The sequence below is a fragment of the Leisingera sp. ABM4_101 genome, assembly GCF_056158725.1.
Genome location: NZ_JBSWTV010000001.1, coordinates 1 through 15817, shown reverse-complemented (window position 1 = coordinate 15817; position 15817 = coordinate 1). Strand labels below are relative to the sequence as shown.

Genomic DNA, 15817 nt, shown 5'->3' with positions numbered 1-15817 from the left:
AAACGGCAGCAAGGCGCACCCTGCTGCCGCAGTTCAGGGGAGGAATTACTTCAGCAGGCCCACTTCGCGGTAGAAGCGCTCCGCACCAGGGTGCAGCGGCACACCGATGCCCTCGATGCCGTCCAGCGCGGTTTCCAGGGTGATCGCCTTGCCTTTCGGGTGGCCGTTGTCCAGCAGTTTGCGCGCGGTGTCGGACCACATCGCCTTGGTGATCTCATAGATCAGCTCTTCGGACTGGTTCGCGTTGGTGACCAGCATGCCGGAGACCGCCACCGTGTTCACGTCATAATCCACACCCGGATAGGTGCCCGCCGGAATGGTCGAAGGGATATAGTATGGCACGGTGGTGTTGGCCTGCTTAATCTCTTCCTCGGACCAGTTGTGCAGCTCCATGCCCTTGGTGTTGTCGAGCTGGATCATCGCTGCAACCGGGGTGCCTGCCGCATAGAAATAGGCGTCCAGCTGGCCGTCGGCGATACGCTCGGCGGACTGGGCGTTGTTCAGTTCGGCCTCATCCATGTTGTCGCGGTTGACGCCGTGGTCGCCCAGGATCAGCTCCACCGCGATCTGGGTGCCGGAGCCCGCCTGAGCGATGCCCACGCGCTTGCCCTTGAGGCTGGCCAGGCCGTCCAGCTTGTGGCCCTCGGGCAGCACCAGGTGCAGGTCTTCGGGGTACAGGTTGGCAATCACCCGCAGGTCGGGCTTGGCGTTGCCTTCGAACTTGCCTTTGCCGTGATAGGCAAAATGCAGGGTGGCGGCACCCGACAGGCCCGCTTCCATCTGGCCGTTCTGGATCGCATTCACGTTATGCGCCGAGGCGTTGGTCGATTGCGCCATCGCCACCAGGCCGGGCACGCCGCAGTTGCCGCCCTCACCGCACTCGCGCGAGCCGGGCGGGTTGGAAATCGCGTTGGCGATGATGCCGCCGATCGGGAAATAGGTACCGCCCGCACCGCCGGTGCCGATGCGGAAAAAGGTCATGTCCTGCGCCACAGCAGCGCCGGTCAGCATGGTACAGGCCAAGGCCGCCCCGGTCAGTTTCGTGAAAAATCCCATTGTCTCTTCCCTTGTCATTGAGGCCGCAGCTTGCCTGCCGCAGCTCACTCCTCCGATCCTTGCATCATGGGAAAGGAAAAGCATAAGTACAAATTTAAAATTATACTGTATGTATAGATTGAATTTATGTTGGCTTTACGCCAGGAGGCCGGAAAATGAACTCCCACCAGCTTGCGGTGTTTCATGAGGTGATGAAGACCGGCTCGGTCAGCCAGGCGGCGCGCAATCTGCACCGCACCCAGCCCGCGATCAGCGCGGCGATAAAGACGCTGGAGGAGGAGCTGGGCCTCACCCTGTTCCTGCGCGAGGGCCGCCGCCTGGTGCCGGTGCCGGAGGCGCAGTATCTGATGGAGGAAGCCACCGAGATCCTGTCGCGGATGGAAACCGCGCAGCAGAACCTGGCCAATATGCGCGACCGGGTGCAGGGCTCGATCCGCATCGTGGCGATGCCGGGGCCCTCGACCTATCTGCTGCCGGAATTCATCAGCCGCTTTGTGGCGGGCAAGTCTGAGGTGCGGGTGACGCTGGCGACACGTTCGTCGCCGCAGGTGCGCAGCCTGGTGGCGGCCAGCAGTTTCGACATCGGCTTTTGCGATATGACCCGCTTTCGCGGTGATCGAAAACTCTATGCGGCGGAAGAGCTGCCCAGCAATTGCCTCTGTGCGGTGCCCGCCAGCCATCCGCTGGCAGCGCGCGAAGTGATCACGGCGGCCGATCTGAATGGCATGCCGATGGGCGCCCTGCAGCCTGATCACAACACCTATCAGGCGACGTCGCAGGCGTTTCTGGCGGCGGGTGCCGAGTTCAACCTGCGGTACGACGCGCAGTATTTCCTGCCGCTGTTCCACTTTATCGCTGCGGGCCAGGCCTGTGCCGTGGTCGATGTGCTGAGCGCTGAAAGCTACCGCCGCAGCAATGCGGGTGAAGACCGGATCCGGTTTCTGCCGTTTGAGCCGCAGATCCCCTTTGGCTACTCGATCCTGACCCCCAGCGAGCGGCCCTTGTCGCAGCTGGCTGCCAGCTTTGCCGAAGCCTGGCAGGACTATGTGCAGGAAATCCTGGCGGTATCCGCTGAAAGCAGAACGTAAACGCCTCAAAAGTTCAGCCGGTTAGATTAATCCACGGAGCGTCCGGCCGGGTGGGCGCGGGAACGCGCCCGCCGGGGGGCGGGCGGACGCGTGCCTGCCGCTGGCGCGACAGGCAAAGTACCACGTCAAATTTGGTCTTCACATCTATCTACAGAATTGTATACAGTTTGGAGTACGAATCCCGGGCCACTGCCCGGGTCAGGATTTGACCACGGTTTCAGGGGGCTCCCATGAAGAACACTATGAACGGCGCAGAGGCGATGGTGCGCTCCTTGGAGGCGCATGGCGTCACCCATATCTTTGGCCTTTGCGGCGACACCACGCTGCCATTCTACGATGCAATGAACCGGCTGGAGCATGGCATCACCCATGTCCTGACCCGCGACGAGCGCAGCGCCGCCTACATGGCCGACGGTTTCTCCCGCGTGACCGGACGTGTTGGCGTTTGCGAAGGTCCCTCCGGCGGCGGCGCTACCTACATCCTGCCGGGGCTCATTGAGGCCAATGAAAGCTCCTATGCGGTGCTGGCGATTACTACCGACATTTCCGTGGGGTCTTACGGCAAATACCCGCTGACCGAGGTTAACCAGGAGGTCCTGATGGGGCCGCTGACCAAGTTCAACACGGTGATCAAACGCGCCGACCACATACCGCGCATGGTGCGTCAGGCGTTCCGGGCGATGACCACCGGCCGCTCCGGCTCGGCGCATCTGGGGCTGCCCTATGACATCCAGTATGACGCTGTGCCCGCCGATGACATCTGGGGCGATCCCAAGCATCATAGCTATCCGTCCTACCGCGCCGCCCCGGAACCGGGCGCCGCCGAGGCCGCCGCCGAGGCCATCCTCACCGCCAAATCGCCGCTGATCGTCTGCGGCGGCGGTGTGGTGATTTCCGGCGCCATGGAAGAACTGGGAACGCTTGCCTCCCGCCTGGACATCGCCGTCGGCACCTCGATCTCCGGCAAGGGATCGCTGGCTGACACCCACCCGCAGTCGCTGGGCGTGGTCGGCTCCAACGGCGGCACAGATGAGACCTGGGAGATGATGGAGGGGGCCGATCTGGTCGTTTTCATGGGCTGCCGGGCAGGCTCCACCACCACCTCGCGCTGGGAAGCGCCGAAGCCCGGCCAGCGCATCGTGCACTTCGACAACGACCCGATGACCATCGGCGCCAACTACCCGACCGAGGTTGGTGTGGTGGCCGACTTGAAGCTGGCCTTGCAAGCGGTGAACGCCTATCTGGACAGCCGCGAAGGCGACGTGCCCTCATTCGGCGGTGCTGCCAAAGTGGCCGACATCAAGCGGCGCAAGTTTGCCAAATTCGAGGAACTGGCAAACAGCAAAACCGATCAGGTGCTGCCTGAGCAGATCATTCATGCACTGAATCAGAACCTGCCGGAGGATGCCATCGTGGTTTCCGATCCCGGCACCAGCTGCCCGTATTACAACGCCTATTCGCAGCAAAGGCATCCGGGCCGCCAGTACATCACCAACCGCGCCCACGGCGCGCTGGGGTATTCGCTGTCGGCGTCGCTGGGCGCCTGGTTTGGGCGTCCCGGCGCCAAGGTTGTGGGGATGATGGGCGACGGCTCCTTCAACTTCACCTGCGGTGAGCTGGAGACCGTGGTGCGCTGCAATGCGCCGATAACCTATGTGGTGTTCTCCAATGCCAACTTCGGCTGGATCAAGGCCAGCCAGCGCGACGACTGCGGCAAACGGTATTACAACGTCGACTTCAACCGCACCAACCACGCGGCAGTGGCAGAGGCGTTCGGCGTTAAGACCTGGCGGGTGGAGAAGCCGGAAGACCTGGACCAAGCAATCAAGGAAGCCTTTGCCCATGACGGCCCGACCCTGATCGACGTGGTCTGCCAGGCGCTGGAAGAGGCCGCCGCGCCAGTGCGCCGCTGGATGGGGTGAACTGTTTCGGAGTTGCACCGCCCGGCTGCAGGCCGGGCAGCGCCCGTCCGCCCCCATGGGCGGGCGCTACGCTTCCGCCCGCGGACGGTCACTGCCCTTAGCACTTTGTTCCAAAACCCTGTTGGCTTGCAGCAACCGATTTTCTTTCTGTCTTTAGCCCGCTATCAATCCTGAAAACCCGATTTCAGGAAAGGCGCCCGCCCATGGACAGACCCACCGCCCCCAAAGCCGGAGCCATGCTGCACCTGCGCGGCAACACGCTGACCGAGGGCGACCCGGTGGCGCTGCCGCTGACCCACAGCTCAATGTACCACCTGCCGGGCGACTGGAGCGGCGGCCCCAGCTATGGCCGCGCCGACAACGCCACCTGGGAGCATCTGGAGCACGTGCTGGGCTACCTCGAGGACGCCCCGGTTCTGGCCTACCCCTCCGGCATGGCGGCCATCTCGGCGTCGCTGTTTTCCACGGTCAAGGCAGGTTCCCGCATCCTGATCCCGTCGGATGGCTATTACGTGACCCGGCGCCTCAGCGAACGGTTCCTGCAAAACCTCGGCGTGCAGGTCGAGCAGCGCCCGACCAGCCGCTTTGCCGAAGGCGGATTTGAGGGTTTTGACGTTGTTTTTGCGGAGACCCCGTCGAACCCCGGCCTGGACCTTTGCGATCTGCGTGCGATTGCCGGGGCCGTTCATGCCGCTGGCGGGCTGCTGATCGTCGACAACACCACCATGACCCCGCTGGGACAGCGCCCGCTGGAGCTGGGTGCGGATGTGGTGGTGGCCTCGGACACCAAGGCGCCGGGCGGACATTCGGATGTGCTGATGGGGCATCTGGCCACCCGCAACGAAGAGATCCTGCAAGCCGTGCGCGAGTGGCGGACCTTCGGCGGCGGCATTCCGGGCCCGCAAGAGGCCTGGCTGGCGCACCGGGGGCTGGAGACATTGGACGTGCGCTTTGACCGGATGTGCAGCACAGCCGAGGTGCTGGCCGAACGGCTGGCGGCGCATCCGCTGGTGCAGCAGATCCGTTTTCCAGGGCTGAAATCCGACCCGTCGCATGAACTCGCCAAACAGCAGATGTCCCGCTTCGGCTTCCTGATCTCGATCACTTTGGACAGCGCGGAACAGGCGGATGCCTTCATCAATGGCTGCCCGCTGATCCGCGCGGCGACGTCATTTGGCGGGGTGCATACCTCTGCTGAGCGCCGCGCTCGCTGGGGTGATGCGGTGGCGCCGGGGTTCATCCGCATTTCGGTCGGAACCGAGCCGGCGGAGGAACTTTGGAGCGCGATGGCGGCTTCGCTGGATGCGCTGAGCGGGTAAAGCGCAGGCCAAGGAAGAAAAGCTGTCCCCGTGGGAACAGCTTGGTGAAACGCGCGATATTGACTGACAGGTCAGGCCATCTGCGGCACGCGGATGCGGTGCTGGTGCATCTTCTGGTAGTGCGGCAGCATCCGGCGGTGGACGCGGCGGACACGTTCGGGCGTGTTCTCGATCTCAACATATTTGCGGGTCTGGCGGGTGAGGCCGGTGGATTTCGCCAGATTGGCATGGAATGAGCCGCCGTCCCACCAGCTGTGCGCCGATGGGTCGCCGCCGGGCGCCCAGGTTAACGCTTCCCTAATGAATGGAATGCCGACCGCCTCGCAGAAGGCTTGCGTGATCTCCTCGGGGTTTTCCAGCAGGTCGTCGCTGTCCACCACCGGCGGCGGGGTGCCATTGAGGGCTGTCAGCAGGTCAAAGAGCGCGCGCTGCTCGGGGAAGCCGACCTCCAGCTCATCGAAATCCGGCCATTTGTTGTACATCGAGGTGATGGTCTTGGCCGGGTCGCGGATCAGGAAGGCGTGGGTGAAGTGGCTGAGGAACTCAGGATCCCACATGTGGTTGATATAATGGGGGAAATCCTTGAGGAACACCGGCCCCTTTTCGGCCCGCGCCTTGATGTCCTCCCAGACGCTTTCCAGGGTCAGGCCGGGGGTGGTTTTCTCGCCCTCGGTGTAACGCGGCCACAGCGGATCCTCGCCCTGATACCAGGCCTCGCCAAAGGGTTCGTGCAGGCAGTCGAGGTCGCCGCGTTGGCGCATCATCCATTCAAACGCGGTGGAGGTGGAGCGGGGCACAGCCCACAATGCGACAATCTTATGCATCAAGGGATTCCTTATCAGAGAGAAGACAGCAGGGAGCCCTGCGGGGTTTCGGGCGCCAGGCCCAACGTCTTGAAAATCCGCCAGTACAGCGCGGTGTCATGGCCGATGACCGGCTTGCCGAGGCGTTCCTCCAGCTCTGCCGTGTAATGCACCGGGCGCTGCGCGATGCCGTCGGAGGCACGGCGGTAGTTGCTCATGCCGTTGATCAGATAGGCGTCGGCTTTGGGGGCCTGTTCGGCGGTGTAGTTGAAGGATTTCCAGATCAGGTCCTCGTCAAAGCACCAGATGCAATTGTCGACCTCTTCCTGGGTTTCAAACCAGCCCTGGTCATAGAAATTTCCGGCCCAGACCACGTCAAACCCAGCCTCTTTCAGGAAGCCGACGGTGCCCTTGTACCAGCTGTCCGGGTGGTAGCAGGCGTTCAGGGCGACCTTCTCGACGTTCTGGTCGCGCAGGGCCTCGACCATGGCGTAGCCGGCCATGTGGAAGGGGGTTTCATACTTGTCGCTGAGCATTTCGCAGTGCTGGCGGATGCCCTCGACGCCTTTGCCCGAGGCATGCACCCAGTTGGAGCCGACCTGGCCGCAGACGTCGGCGCCGTTGTTGGCCATGCATTCGACGAATTCCTCCAAGAGGCCAAAATTCTTCTGCCGCTGGTCCAGCTGATGGGCGTAGTCCGGCACGTGCAGCATCCGCCCATGCACCCCGACCGAGCGCGGCGCCATCCGCAGGAAATCCGAAGGTGCGGCGTCAAAGTCGTGCGGCGGGCCGGTGAAACCGACCTGATGCGGGAATAGCTTGTTCTTTGGATTGGCCCAATGGGCGGGCTTTTTATAGTCGGGCATTCCACCTCTCCCTGTTTGCGCTTGGGGGACACGCTGCGGCAGAGGTGAGAGTCTGTCTATTGCTTTCGCGTGCATCCCAACATATCCGTTCTGATATGGCGATGCGGAGATACAACCTGCCTTCGGTGAATGCGCTGGCGGCCTTTGAGGCGGTGGCGCGGCTGCAGGGGTTTGCGCGGGCGGCGGAGGAGCTGAACACCTCGCAGCCCGCGATCAGCCGTCATATCCGCAATCTGGAGCTGCGGCTGGGAGCGCCTTTGTTCGACCGCAGCGGCGCGCAGATCCGGCTGACGCGGAAAGGCGAGGGGTTTTATGCCTCTGTGGTGCAGGCTTTGGACGGACTGCAGCGGGCGGCAGGGGAGTTTGCCAAGCCCGAGACCGGGGTAACGATTACCTGCTCTTACTCGGTTTCGCATCTGCTTCTGCTGCCGCGCCACAGCGCGCTGCGGGCGGGTCTAGGGGCGGAGACCCAACTGCGGTTTGTGACCGCCGAATACAATCTGACCGGGGCCGCTGTTGATACCGGTGCGGATATTGTCTTTGAGTATTCGCAAGTACCGCCTGAGCGGGCGCATGTGGTGGTTTGCCCAGAAGAGGTAAAGCCGGTCGGAACGCCTGAGGTGATTGCCCAGGCGGTTGCAGCGCTGGCGGGGCATGGTGCGCCTCCGGGGGTGCTGGGGTTGCGGCAGGAAAACTTTGGCTGGCTGCGCTGGGAGGATTGGCAGGCGGCCAACAGCGGCGCCCTGGACTGGCCGCAGGCGGAGAATTTCGACAATTACGTGTTTCTGCTGGAGGCGGCGGCGCAGGGGCGCGGGCTGGCGCTGGGGTGGCGCGGCTTTGCCGATCCGTATCTGGAACGCGGCCAGTTGCAGGATCTGCCGGGGGATTGGTTTTCCCGGGATACCTGTCTTTATGCGCGGCTGACACGGTTCGGAGAGCAAAACCCGGCGGCCCGCAAGTGTTTGGCGCTGCTGGAGGATATCCGGCGGCTGGGCGAGTTCAGGTCAGCGCCTGGTAAAGCGAGGTGATCCAGTTGCTGACCGCCTTCACCTCGTCCCGCTGACCCGCGCGGTCGTTGATCACCATATAGTGGGAGCGGCGTTTGGGCAGTTTGTATTCTGTCGGAACGATGACCAGCCCCTGTTCGATGTATTGCCGGGCAAAGCTTTCCAGCACCATGGTCACGCCATGGCCGGCCGCCACCGTCTGCAAGGCCAGCAGGGATGAGTTGGCCTTGAGCCAGTCGGTGGTGACCTGCAGGGTCAGCCCGTGCAGGTCAGCAAGGCGGCCCCAGTCGGTTTCCGAACCGATGATCTGCACCACATCGGCGCGGGCAAGATCCTCGATCGACGGGCTGCCGCCGAGGGCTGCCGCATAGGCCGGGCTGCAAACGGGGATGGCGCTTTCGTGGCCGAGGTGCTGGATCTGCGCCTCCTGCCAGTCGCCAGAGCCGTAGCGGATGTCGATGTCCAGCGCCTCCTCGTCGAATCGGCTGGCCCAGACGGTGGTGGAGAGCTGCACGAAGATATCCGGGTGTTCGGCCTGAAAACGGGCCAGCTGCGGTGCGATCACCAGCGCGGCACAGGAGATCGTGGCGCGCAAGCGCACCACCCGTTTGCGTTTCTTGCTGAACAGCCCGGTGGTGGCGCGCTGCATGTCGTCAAAGGATTTGCGGATCGGCTGGGCATAGGCCTGGCCGGTGTCGGTCAGCACCACGCCGCGGGGCAGGCGTTTGAACAGCTGGGTATTCAGGTGTTTTTCCAGCAGCCGGATCTGCTGGCTGATGGCAGCGGGCGTGAGGCCCAGTTCCTCCGCTGCGGCAGAGAAACTGCTGAGCCGCGCGGCGGCTTCAAAGGCCTTGAGCCAGGTGACATGGGGCAGGTCGGTCATAGGCATCTTTAAGCACAGTTTAGCCTTAGGGGTAAAACGCATTGTTTGAATTGTGCCTAAGGCACTGTGCATGGTTGCCGGATAGGAAGAGGCGGCAGGGGCATGGCGCAGACATTTGACTTCATTATCGTCGGAGCCGGATCGGCGGGCTGTGTGCTGGCGGACGAGCTGACGGCCAATGGCCGCCATAAGGTGCTGCTGATCGAGGCCGGCGGTACCGACCGGCGGTTTTGGGTCAAGATTCCGGTGGGTTACGGATTCACTTTCTCGGATCCGGCGGTGAATTGGCGGTATTCCGCGGCTGCTGATCCGGGGCTGAACGGGCGCGAGGCCTATTGGCCGCGGGGCAAGGTTCTGGGCGGGTCAAGCTCGATCAACGCGATGGCCTATGTGCGCGGACTGCCGCATGATTTTGATGACTGGCAGGCAGCAGGCGCCGCAGGCTGGGGCTGGGACACCGTGCGGCAGACCTATGAGATGATGGAGAGCCATGACGAGTGGCAGGGCTCCAGCCGCCGGGTTCGTGGCAGCGGGCCGGTACGGGTTACGGATCTGAGCGAGCGGATGCATCCCTTTGCGCGGAACTTTCTGGCGGGAGCCAAGGAAATGGGCTGGCCGTATTTGCAGGACATGAATGCACCCGCGGATGCCTGTGCCAAGACGTTGCCAGGCGAGGGCGTGGGGTATGTACGCAGCACGGTGAAGGCCGGGCGGCGCTGGTCCTCGGCGGATGCGTTTTTGCGGCCTGCATTGCGGCGGGGAAATCTGACTGTGGTGAGCGGGGCCTTGGTCGAGAAAGTGCTAACTTCTGGCAAGCGCGCCACCGGTGTCGCCTACAGGGTGATGGGCCGGCTGCAGCAGGCGCTGGCGGCGCGGGAGGTGATCCTGAGCGCAGGCGCCGTGAACTCGCCGCAGTTGCTGCAACTGTCCGGCATCGGGCCGGCGGCGCTGCTGCAGCGGCATGGGATCGAAGTTGCGCATGACTTGCCGAAGGTCGGGCAGGGGCTGCAGGACCATCTGGCGGTCTCGCATTTCTTCTGGGCCAATACCGCGACCCTGAACGCGCGACTGGGCAGCTATGCCGGGCAGCTGAAGGCGGGGCTGCAATATGTATTGACCCGCAGGGGGCCGCTGAGCGTGCCGGTGAACCAATGCAGCGGTTTTGTCCGCACCAAAGGCGCCGCACTGCCGGATGTGCAGGTTTATTGCAATCCCGCGTCTTATTCCACACGGCCCAATGGCAAGCCGCAGATCGACAGGGACAACGGCTTCCTGCTGTGCGTGCAGCCGAGCCGGCCGACCAGCCGCGGGCAGATCAATATCCAGTCTGCCGATCCGGGCCAGGCGCCGCTTATCGAGCCGAACTCGCTGTCGTCTGAGGCGGACAAGGCGACGGCGGTGCGAGCCAGCCACCTGCTGCAAGCGCTGGCGCAGACCCCGGCCATCAAGGCGGTCACGCGGGAGCGGCGGGCACCGGATATTCTGGAGATGGACGATGCGGCGCTGCTGGAGAACTTCCGCGCGCGCGCCGGCACCGTGTTTCATCCGACCTGCACCTGCCGGATGGGCAATGACGCGCAGGATTCGGTTCTGGATGCGCGGCTGCGGGTGCATGGCATGGGTGGTCTGCGGGTGATTGATGCCTCGGCGTTTCCGAATGTGACCTCGGGCAATACCAACGCGCCCACCATGATGCTGGCGCACCGCGCGGCGGATCTGGTTCTGGAAGACAATGAAAACAGGCCCTTGGCGGCGGAATGACAGGGAACGTCAGATGAAACTCGACCAGATTGAAACCTTTGTGTTCGGCAACCCGCCGCCGCGCCACGGCGGCCGGTATTTTATCTTTGTGCGCCTCACCACCGCTTGCGGCATCACCGGGGTGGGGGAGATATACAACGCCACTTTCGGCCCCGACCTGTGTTGTGCCATGGCCGAGGAAATGTTTGCCCGCCAGTTTGAGGGCTGCGATCCGCATCACATCGAGAAGCTGTGGCGCAAGTCTTATGGCGCAGGCTATACGCTGCGCCCCGATGTGACGGTGATGGGGGTCCTCAGCGGGCTTGAAATGGCCTGCTGGGACATCATCGGCAAGGCGGCGGGCAAGCCGGTTTATGAGCTGATGGGCGGCCAGGTGCATGAGCGGCTGCGCAGCTATACCTATCTGTACCCGCCGGAGGGGGATGTGTATCCGGACCCGGAGGCGCCCAATGTCTATAACGACCCGGATATTGCCGCCGAAGTAGCCTTGCAGCGGGTGAATGAGGGCTTCACGGCGGTGAAATTCGATCCCGCCGGCCCTTATACGATCTATGACGGGCACCAGCCACGGATGGAGGATCTGGAGCGCAGCGAGATGTTTGTGAAGCGCATCCGCGAGGCAGTTGGCACCCGTGCGGACCTGTTGTTCGGCACCCATGGGCAGTTCACCGTCTCTGGCGCCAAGCGGATGGCGCGGCGGCTGGAACCCCATGAGCCCCTGTGGTTTGAGGAACCGACCACGCCGGAGAACCCCGCCGATATGGCCGAAGTGGCGCGGTTCACCTCGGTGCCGATCTCGACCGGTGAGCGGCTCTGCACCAAGCATGAGTTCGCGCGGGTGCTGGAGGCCGGTGCGGCCTCGATCCTGCAGATGGATCTGGGCCGGGTCGGAGGGCTGCTGGAGGCCAAGAAGATCGCCAGCATGGCAGAAACCCGGCAGGCGCAGATCGCGCCGCATCTGTACTGCGGGCCGGTGGTGGCGGCGGCGAACATCCAGATTGCCGCCTGCAGCCCGAACTTCCTGATCCTGGAGTTGATTGGCAAGTTTGACGGGCCTTACATGTCCTGCCTGAAGTCCACCATCACCTGGGATGAGGGGTATGTGATCCCCTCCGCTGAACCAGGTCTTGGGGTTGAGCTGGATGACGCGGCGATTGCGGCTAGCCCGTATACCGGCAGCAAGTTGCACTTGGAGTTATCAGACGTTCCAGTTGTCCAATGATGTTCCGCCGCGTCCTTGGCGGTGCTGGAATGGCATCCTGAACCAGCCGCGGCCATAGCAAGCCGCGGCTGGCTGAATTTCTGCATTGGAGCTGTTCCAGCAGGTGCAGGACGGCCAGTTGCAATTCTTGAGAGCGGGCCAGGGGTTTGCTGCGCCCACTTCCTAAAATTATTCAATTCCTTCAAGGAGTGAAGCCCGCCCCTTTCTTGGGAGCGGGCCAAAGCTGTGAACGGCCAGTTGGAGCATTGACCGGAAGGCTGCGGCTTCCGGGTGGCTGCCCTATGGAGGCAGCGTGCAAGTAGCAGCCGCTCGTCGCTGGCGTCCGCGTTATTGCATGGGATCCTGCCAGCTTTTTCCGGCGAAAACGGTCAAAAGCATGCGAAAATTCGGTTATGTTTGGGCGTTCTTGACTGTTGCTCGATCAAATTCGGGCATTTTCCAACTTTTTTGTTGACCGATCCCACATTTTTGAGAAATTTGACTGCAAAGTTGGGATTCGCGGCTTTCCGGTGAGGGATTTTCCGCAATTCCGGTAATGCGCGTATTTCGGGGCCTGGCCGGCACCAAATGTGCGGACAGCGCTGGCAGATGTGCCCTTTGCAAACCGGGCGCAAAGCAAAGGGATGGACCCAGAACCGATGCTGATGAAACAGGATTACGCTGATCATGCCCTCCGGATTGCGGAGATCGCTGCAGAGGCTGCCCGCGGCTACTTCCGGGGGAGGCTGGGCATCGAGTTCAAAGAGGATGAAAGCCCGGTCACCCAGGCGGATAAAGGCGTCGAAGCCAAGGTCCGCGCCTATCTGGAACAGCATTTCCCGGACCATGGCATCTTTGGCGAGGAACATGGATTTGAGGGCGCAGACCGGGAGAATGTCTGGATCATTGACCCGATCGACGGCACCCGTTCCTTTCTGTCCGGCCACCCGCTGTTCGGCTTCCTGCTTGGACAGCTGAAGGGCGGGGTGCCGCAGCTTGGAGTGATCGGGATGCCTGCTTTGGGGGAAACCTATATCGGGGTGCCCGGCAAGGGCGCGGCACTGAATGGCGAGCCGGTGCATGTGTCCGGCCAGACCCGGCTGGATCAGGCGGTTCTGTATGTCAATGAAGGGGACAAGATCCACCGGGATTATCCGGAGCTGTTTGAGCGGCTGATGTATGCGGGCCAAACCCGCCGCTTTGCTTATGATTGCTATCCCCATGCGTTGCTGGCGGCAGGGCATGTGGATGCGGTGATCGACTATGACTTGCAGCCTTATGACTATTTGCCGGTGTCTGCGGTGATCGAGGCGGCTGGCGGGGTGGTTACTGATTGGGATGGCCAGCCGCTGGGGCTAGAGTCAGATGGCAGGGTCATTTCCGCTGCAACCCCAGCGCTTCACGCCGGTATGATGGCGCTGGTCAAGGGCTGACCCATTGGCGATTGTCAGCTTCCTCCTCAGCCTGGCGGGCGCCACGATGCTGCTGCTTTACGCGGTGCGGATGGTGCGGACGGGCATTGAGCGCAGCTATGGCGCCTCGTTCCAGCGGCTGCTGACCGGCCGGCAGAGCCATCTGCAGGCCGGGGCGATGGGGCTGTGCCTGGCGATCGTGCTGCAAAGCTCGGCCGCGGTGGCGCTGCTGACATCCGGGTTTGCCGCCAGCGGATACCTGGCCTTTCCCACCGGGCTGGCGATCGTGCTGGGCGGCGATCTCGGCTCCGCTTTGATCATCCAGATCCTGTCGTTCAAGCTCGACTGGCTGGTGCCGGTGCTGCTGGCGGTTGGCGGCTACCTGTTCGTCAAGACCGAGGCCAAGAAAGCGCGGCAGCTGGGGCGGATCCTGATGGGGGTGGCTTTCATCCTGATTTCGCTGCGTTTTCTGCGCGAGGCGATGGATCCGATCCGTGACAGCGCCTTTCTGCCCGCGGTCGCAGGCTATCTGGCGCGGGATTATATCACCGCGTTTCTGGTTGGCGGCGCGCTGGCCTTTGTGATGCATTCCTCCGTTGCGGCGATCCTGATGTGCGTGACGCTGGTGCAGATCGGCGCGATCCCCTTTGCGGCCGGGCTGTCGCTGGTGCTGGGGGCGAATTTCGGCTCCGCCTTCATTCCGGTGTGGCTCAGCCGCGGCATGGATCTGAAGGCGCGCCGCATTCCTTATGCCAATCTTGCGCTGCGCGGCACCTGGGCGGTGATTTGCCTGTTCGGCGCCAATCTGGCGCTGCGCCAGGGGTGGCTTGGCGATCCGCAGGGCGGCCAGATGCTGGTCAGCGCGCATCTGGCGTTCAATGCCTCGCTCTTGCTGCTGGCGCTGCCGGTCTGCACCCCGCTGGGGTCGCTGTTTGCACGGCTGTTTCCGGAGCCCGCGCAGGTGGAGCCTGTGCAGCCGGGGCGGCCGGTCAGTGCGCTGGAGCAGGAAAATCCGGGCACGTCGGCGCAGGCTCTGTCCAGTCTCAAGCGGGAGTTGCTGCGGATGGGCGACTTGGTTGAGACCATGTTCCAGCCGGCGCTGGAGCTGTACCGCACAGGCGGCAAAGACAGTATCAAGGCGGTTCAGGCGATCGACGAAGAGGTCAACAGCTGCCTGTCCGGGATCCGCAAATTCGTGGCGGCCCAACCGGGCGGGGAGCCGGATACAGATACGGCCCGGCAGATCCAGTATCTGATGGAATATGCCATCCGCCTGGAAACCGCGGGCGACGTGGTGGCCAAACGGCTTGCGGTACTTGCGGGTGAGATGCGCAAAACCGGTGCGGCCTTCTCGCAGGAAGGCTGGGGAGAGCTGGTGCATATGCATGAGAACATCCTGGCCAACCTGAAACTGGCCAAGAACGTGCTGATCTCCGACGACTTGGAAAGCGCGCGCCTGCTGAGCCAGGAGAAGAGCGAAATCAAACGCGCTGAGAGCGACAGCCGCAAGCGCCACCTCAGGCGGCTGCAGCAAGGTACGGTGCAGAGCTTTGAAACCAGCGATATTCATCTGGAAACCCTGCGGGCGTTTCGCGAGTTCAACAGCCATATCGCCGCCGTCGCCTATCCGATCCTCTACCGGCACGGCCAGCTGCTCGAAACCCGGCTGATCGAGGACATGCCGAAACACACTGAGACCGCCACGACGGAGGCAGACAGATGACCGTATTGCCGGGCAGCAGCCCTGTTGAAATCCTGAACAGCGGGGGCACAGGCCGTGTGGTTCTGCTGTGCGAACATGCCAGTTCCCACATCCCGGACGCCTATGGCGGGCTGGGTCTGGAAGAGGCTGACCGCCTCAGCCATGCGGCTTGGGATCCCGGCGCGCGCGATCTGACCTTGGCGTTGTCGGCTGCGCTGGATGCGCCTGCGGTGATGTCGGCCGTGTCGCGGCTGGTCTATGATTGCAACCGCCCGCCAGAAGCCGCCAGTGCGATGCCGGAGAAATCCGAGCTGATCGCTGTGCCCGGTAACCGCAATCTCACCCAGGCAGAGCGGGGCGCCCGCACGGCAGCGGTTTACCAGCCGTTCTGCCGGGCCGTCTCTGAAGTGCTGGACGGGCGCGGAGCGGACACGGTGGTGATGACCGTGCACTCCTTCACTCCGGTCTTTTTTGGAAACCCGCGGGTGGTGGAACTTGGTCTTTTGCATGATGAAGACAGCCGCTTGGTGGATGCCATGCTGGATTATGCCGACCGCCTGCCCGGGCGCCGGGTGGAGCGCAATGAACCTTACGGTCCGGCCGATGGCGTTACCCATTCGCTGCGTCTGCATGCGCTGTCCCGCGGGCTGGCCAATGTGATGATAGAGGTGCGCAACGACCTGATGCGCAGCCAAGAGGATATCGCCGCCCGGGCGCAGGAGATCCTGCAGCTTCTGGCGCCGGCGCTAATGGATATCGCGATCGGGGAGGATGCATCGTGAGCGAACAACTGACAT

13 protein-coding genes are annotated in these 15817 nt (G+C 63.1%); 9 read left to right on the top strand and 4 right to left on the bottom strand.

What is annotated here, in order from left to right; genetic code table 11:
- Positions 1-45: 45 nt before the first annotated feature.
- On the bottom strand, positions 46-1056 hold the full coding sequence (locus ACXAEK_RS00065; RefSeq protein ID WP_475038973.1) for a TAXI family TRAP transporter solute-binding subunit: 1011 nt from the start codon (positions 1054-1056) through the stop codon (positions 46-48).
- 155 nt (positions 1057-1211) lie between these two features.
- On the opposite strand from ACXAEK_RS00065, the gene ACXAEK_RS00060 reads away from it, so the two are divergent.
- The 3 genes from ACXAEK_RS00060 to ACXAEK_RS00050 all read left to right on the top strand — a co-directional run bounded on the left by ACXAEK_RS00060 (position 1212) and on the right by ACXAEK_RS00050 (position 5385).
- Positions 1212-2144: a LysR family transcriptional regulator gene (locus tag ACXAEK_RS00060; RefSeq protein ID WP_475038971.1), complete on the top strand. Its 933-nt coding sequence runs from the start codon at positions 1212-1214 to the stop codon at positions 2142-2144.
- A 230-nt stretch (positions 2145-2374) separates the two neighbouring features.
- Positions 2375-4066 (top strand): thiamine pyrophosphate-binding protein, encoded by a 1692-nt coding sequence (locus tag ACXAEK_RS00055; RefSeq protein ID WP_475038969.1) that lies wholly within the window; start codon positions 2375-2377, stop codon positions 4064-4066.
- Between the two features lie 203 nt (positions 4067-4269).
- On the top strand, positions 4270-5385 hold the full coding sequence (locus ACXAEK_RS00050; protein ID WP_475038967.1) for a cystathionine gamma-lyase: 1116 nt from the start codon (positions 4270-4272) through the stop codon (positions 5383-5385).
- Between the two features lie 71 nt (positions 5386-5456).
- On the opposite strand, the gene ACXAEK_RS00045 is transcribed toward ACXAEK_RS00050, so the two are convergent.
- Positions 5457-6209 carry a sulfotransferase-like domain-containing protein gene (locus ACXAEK_RS00045; protein ID WP_475038965.1) on the bottom strand — a complete coding sequence of 251 codons (753 nt, stop codon included), beginning with the start codon at positions 6207-6209 and terminating at the stop codon, positions 5457-5459.
- Positions 6210-6223: 14 nt separating this feature from the next.
- The gene (locus ACXAEK_RS00040) at positions 6224-7054 is read right to left on the bottom strand and encodes an aspartate racemase/maleate isomerase family protein (RefSeq protein ID WP_475038963.1); all 831 of its coding nucleotides are present in this window, start codon (positions 7052-7054) and stop codon (positions 6224-6226) included.
- Positions 7055-7155: 101 nt separating this feature from the next.
- Here ACXAEK_RS00040 and ACXAEK_RS00035 point away from each other — a divergent pair, with 101 nt between their 5' ends.
- Complete coding sequence (locus tag ACXAEK_RS00035; RefSeq protein WP_475038961.1) at positions 7156-8082, top strand: LysR family transcriptional regulator; 927 nt, start codon at positions 7156-7158, stop codon at positions 8080-8082.
- Here the strand turns inward: ACXAEK_RS00035 and ACXAEK_RS00030 are convergent.
- Positions 8054-8944: a LysR substrate-binding domain-containing protein gene (locus ACXAEK_RS00030; protein WP_475038960.1), complete on the bottom strand. Its 891-nt coding sequence runs from the start codon at positions 8942-8944 to the stop codon at positions 8054-8056. The two genes, ACXAEK_RS00035 and ACXAEK_RS00030, sit on opposite strands and share 29 nt — an antisense overlap.
- Positions 8945-9046: 102 nt before the next feature.
- On the opposite strand from ACXAEK_RS00030, the gene ACXAEK_RS00025 reads away from it, so the two are divergent.
- The 5 genes from ACXAEK_RS00025 (at position 9047) to ACXAEK_RS00005 (ending at position 15802) form a co-directional block, all read left to right on the top strand.
- Positions 9047-10705 (top strand): GMC family oxidoreductase, encoded by a 1659-nt coding sequence (locus ACXAEK_RS00025; protein ID WP_475038958.1) that lies wholly within the window; start codon positions 9047-9049, stop codon positions 10703-10705.
- Between the two features lie 13 nt (positions 10706-10718).
- On the top strand, positions 10719-11927 hold the full coding sequence (locus ACXAEK_RS00020) for a mandelate racemase/muconate lactonizing enzyme family protein (protein ID WP_475038957.1): 1209 nt from the start codon (positions 10719-10721) through the stop codon (positions 11925-11927).
- Positions 11928-12571: 644 nt separating this feature from the next.
- Positions 12572-13339, top strand: coding sequence for an inositol monophosphatase family protein (locus tag ACXAEK_RS00015; protein ID WP_475038956.1), 768 nt, complete (start codon positions 12572-12574; stop codon positions 13337-13339).
- Between the two features lie 4 nt (positions 13340-13343).
- Positions 13344-15041: a Na/Pi cotransporter family protein gene (locus tag ACXAEK_RS00010; RefSeq protein WP_475038954.1), complete on the top strand. Its 1698-nt coding sequence runs from the start codon at positions 13344-13346 to the stop codon at positions 15039-15041.
- Positions 15038-15802 carry an N-formylglutamate amidohydrolase gene (locus ACXAEK_RS00005; RefSeq protein WP_475038952.1) on the top strand — a complete coding sequence of 255 codons (765 nt, stop codon included), beginning with the start codon at positions 15038-15040 and terminating at the stop codon, positions 15800-15802. The genes ACXAEK_RS00010 and ACXAEK_RS00005 overlap by 4 nt, the downstream gene beginning before the upstream one ends.
- The last annotated feature ends 15 nt before the right edge of the window (positions 15803-15817 follow it).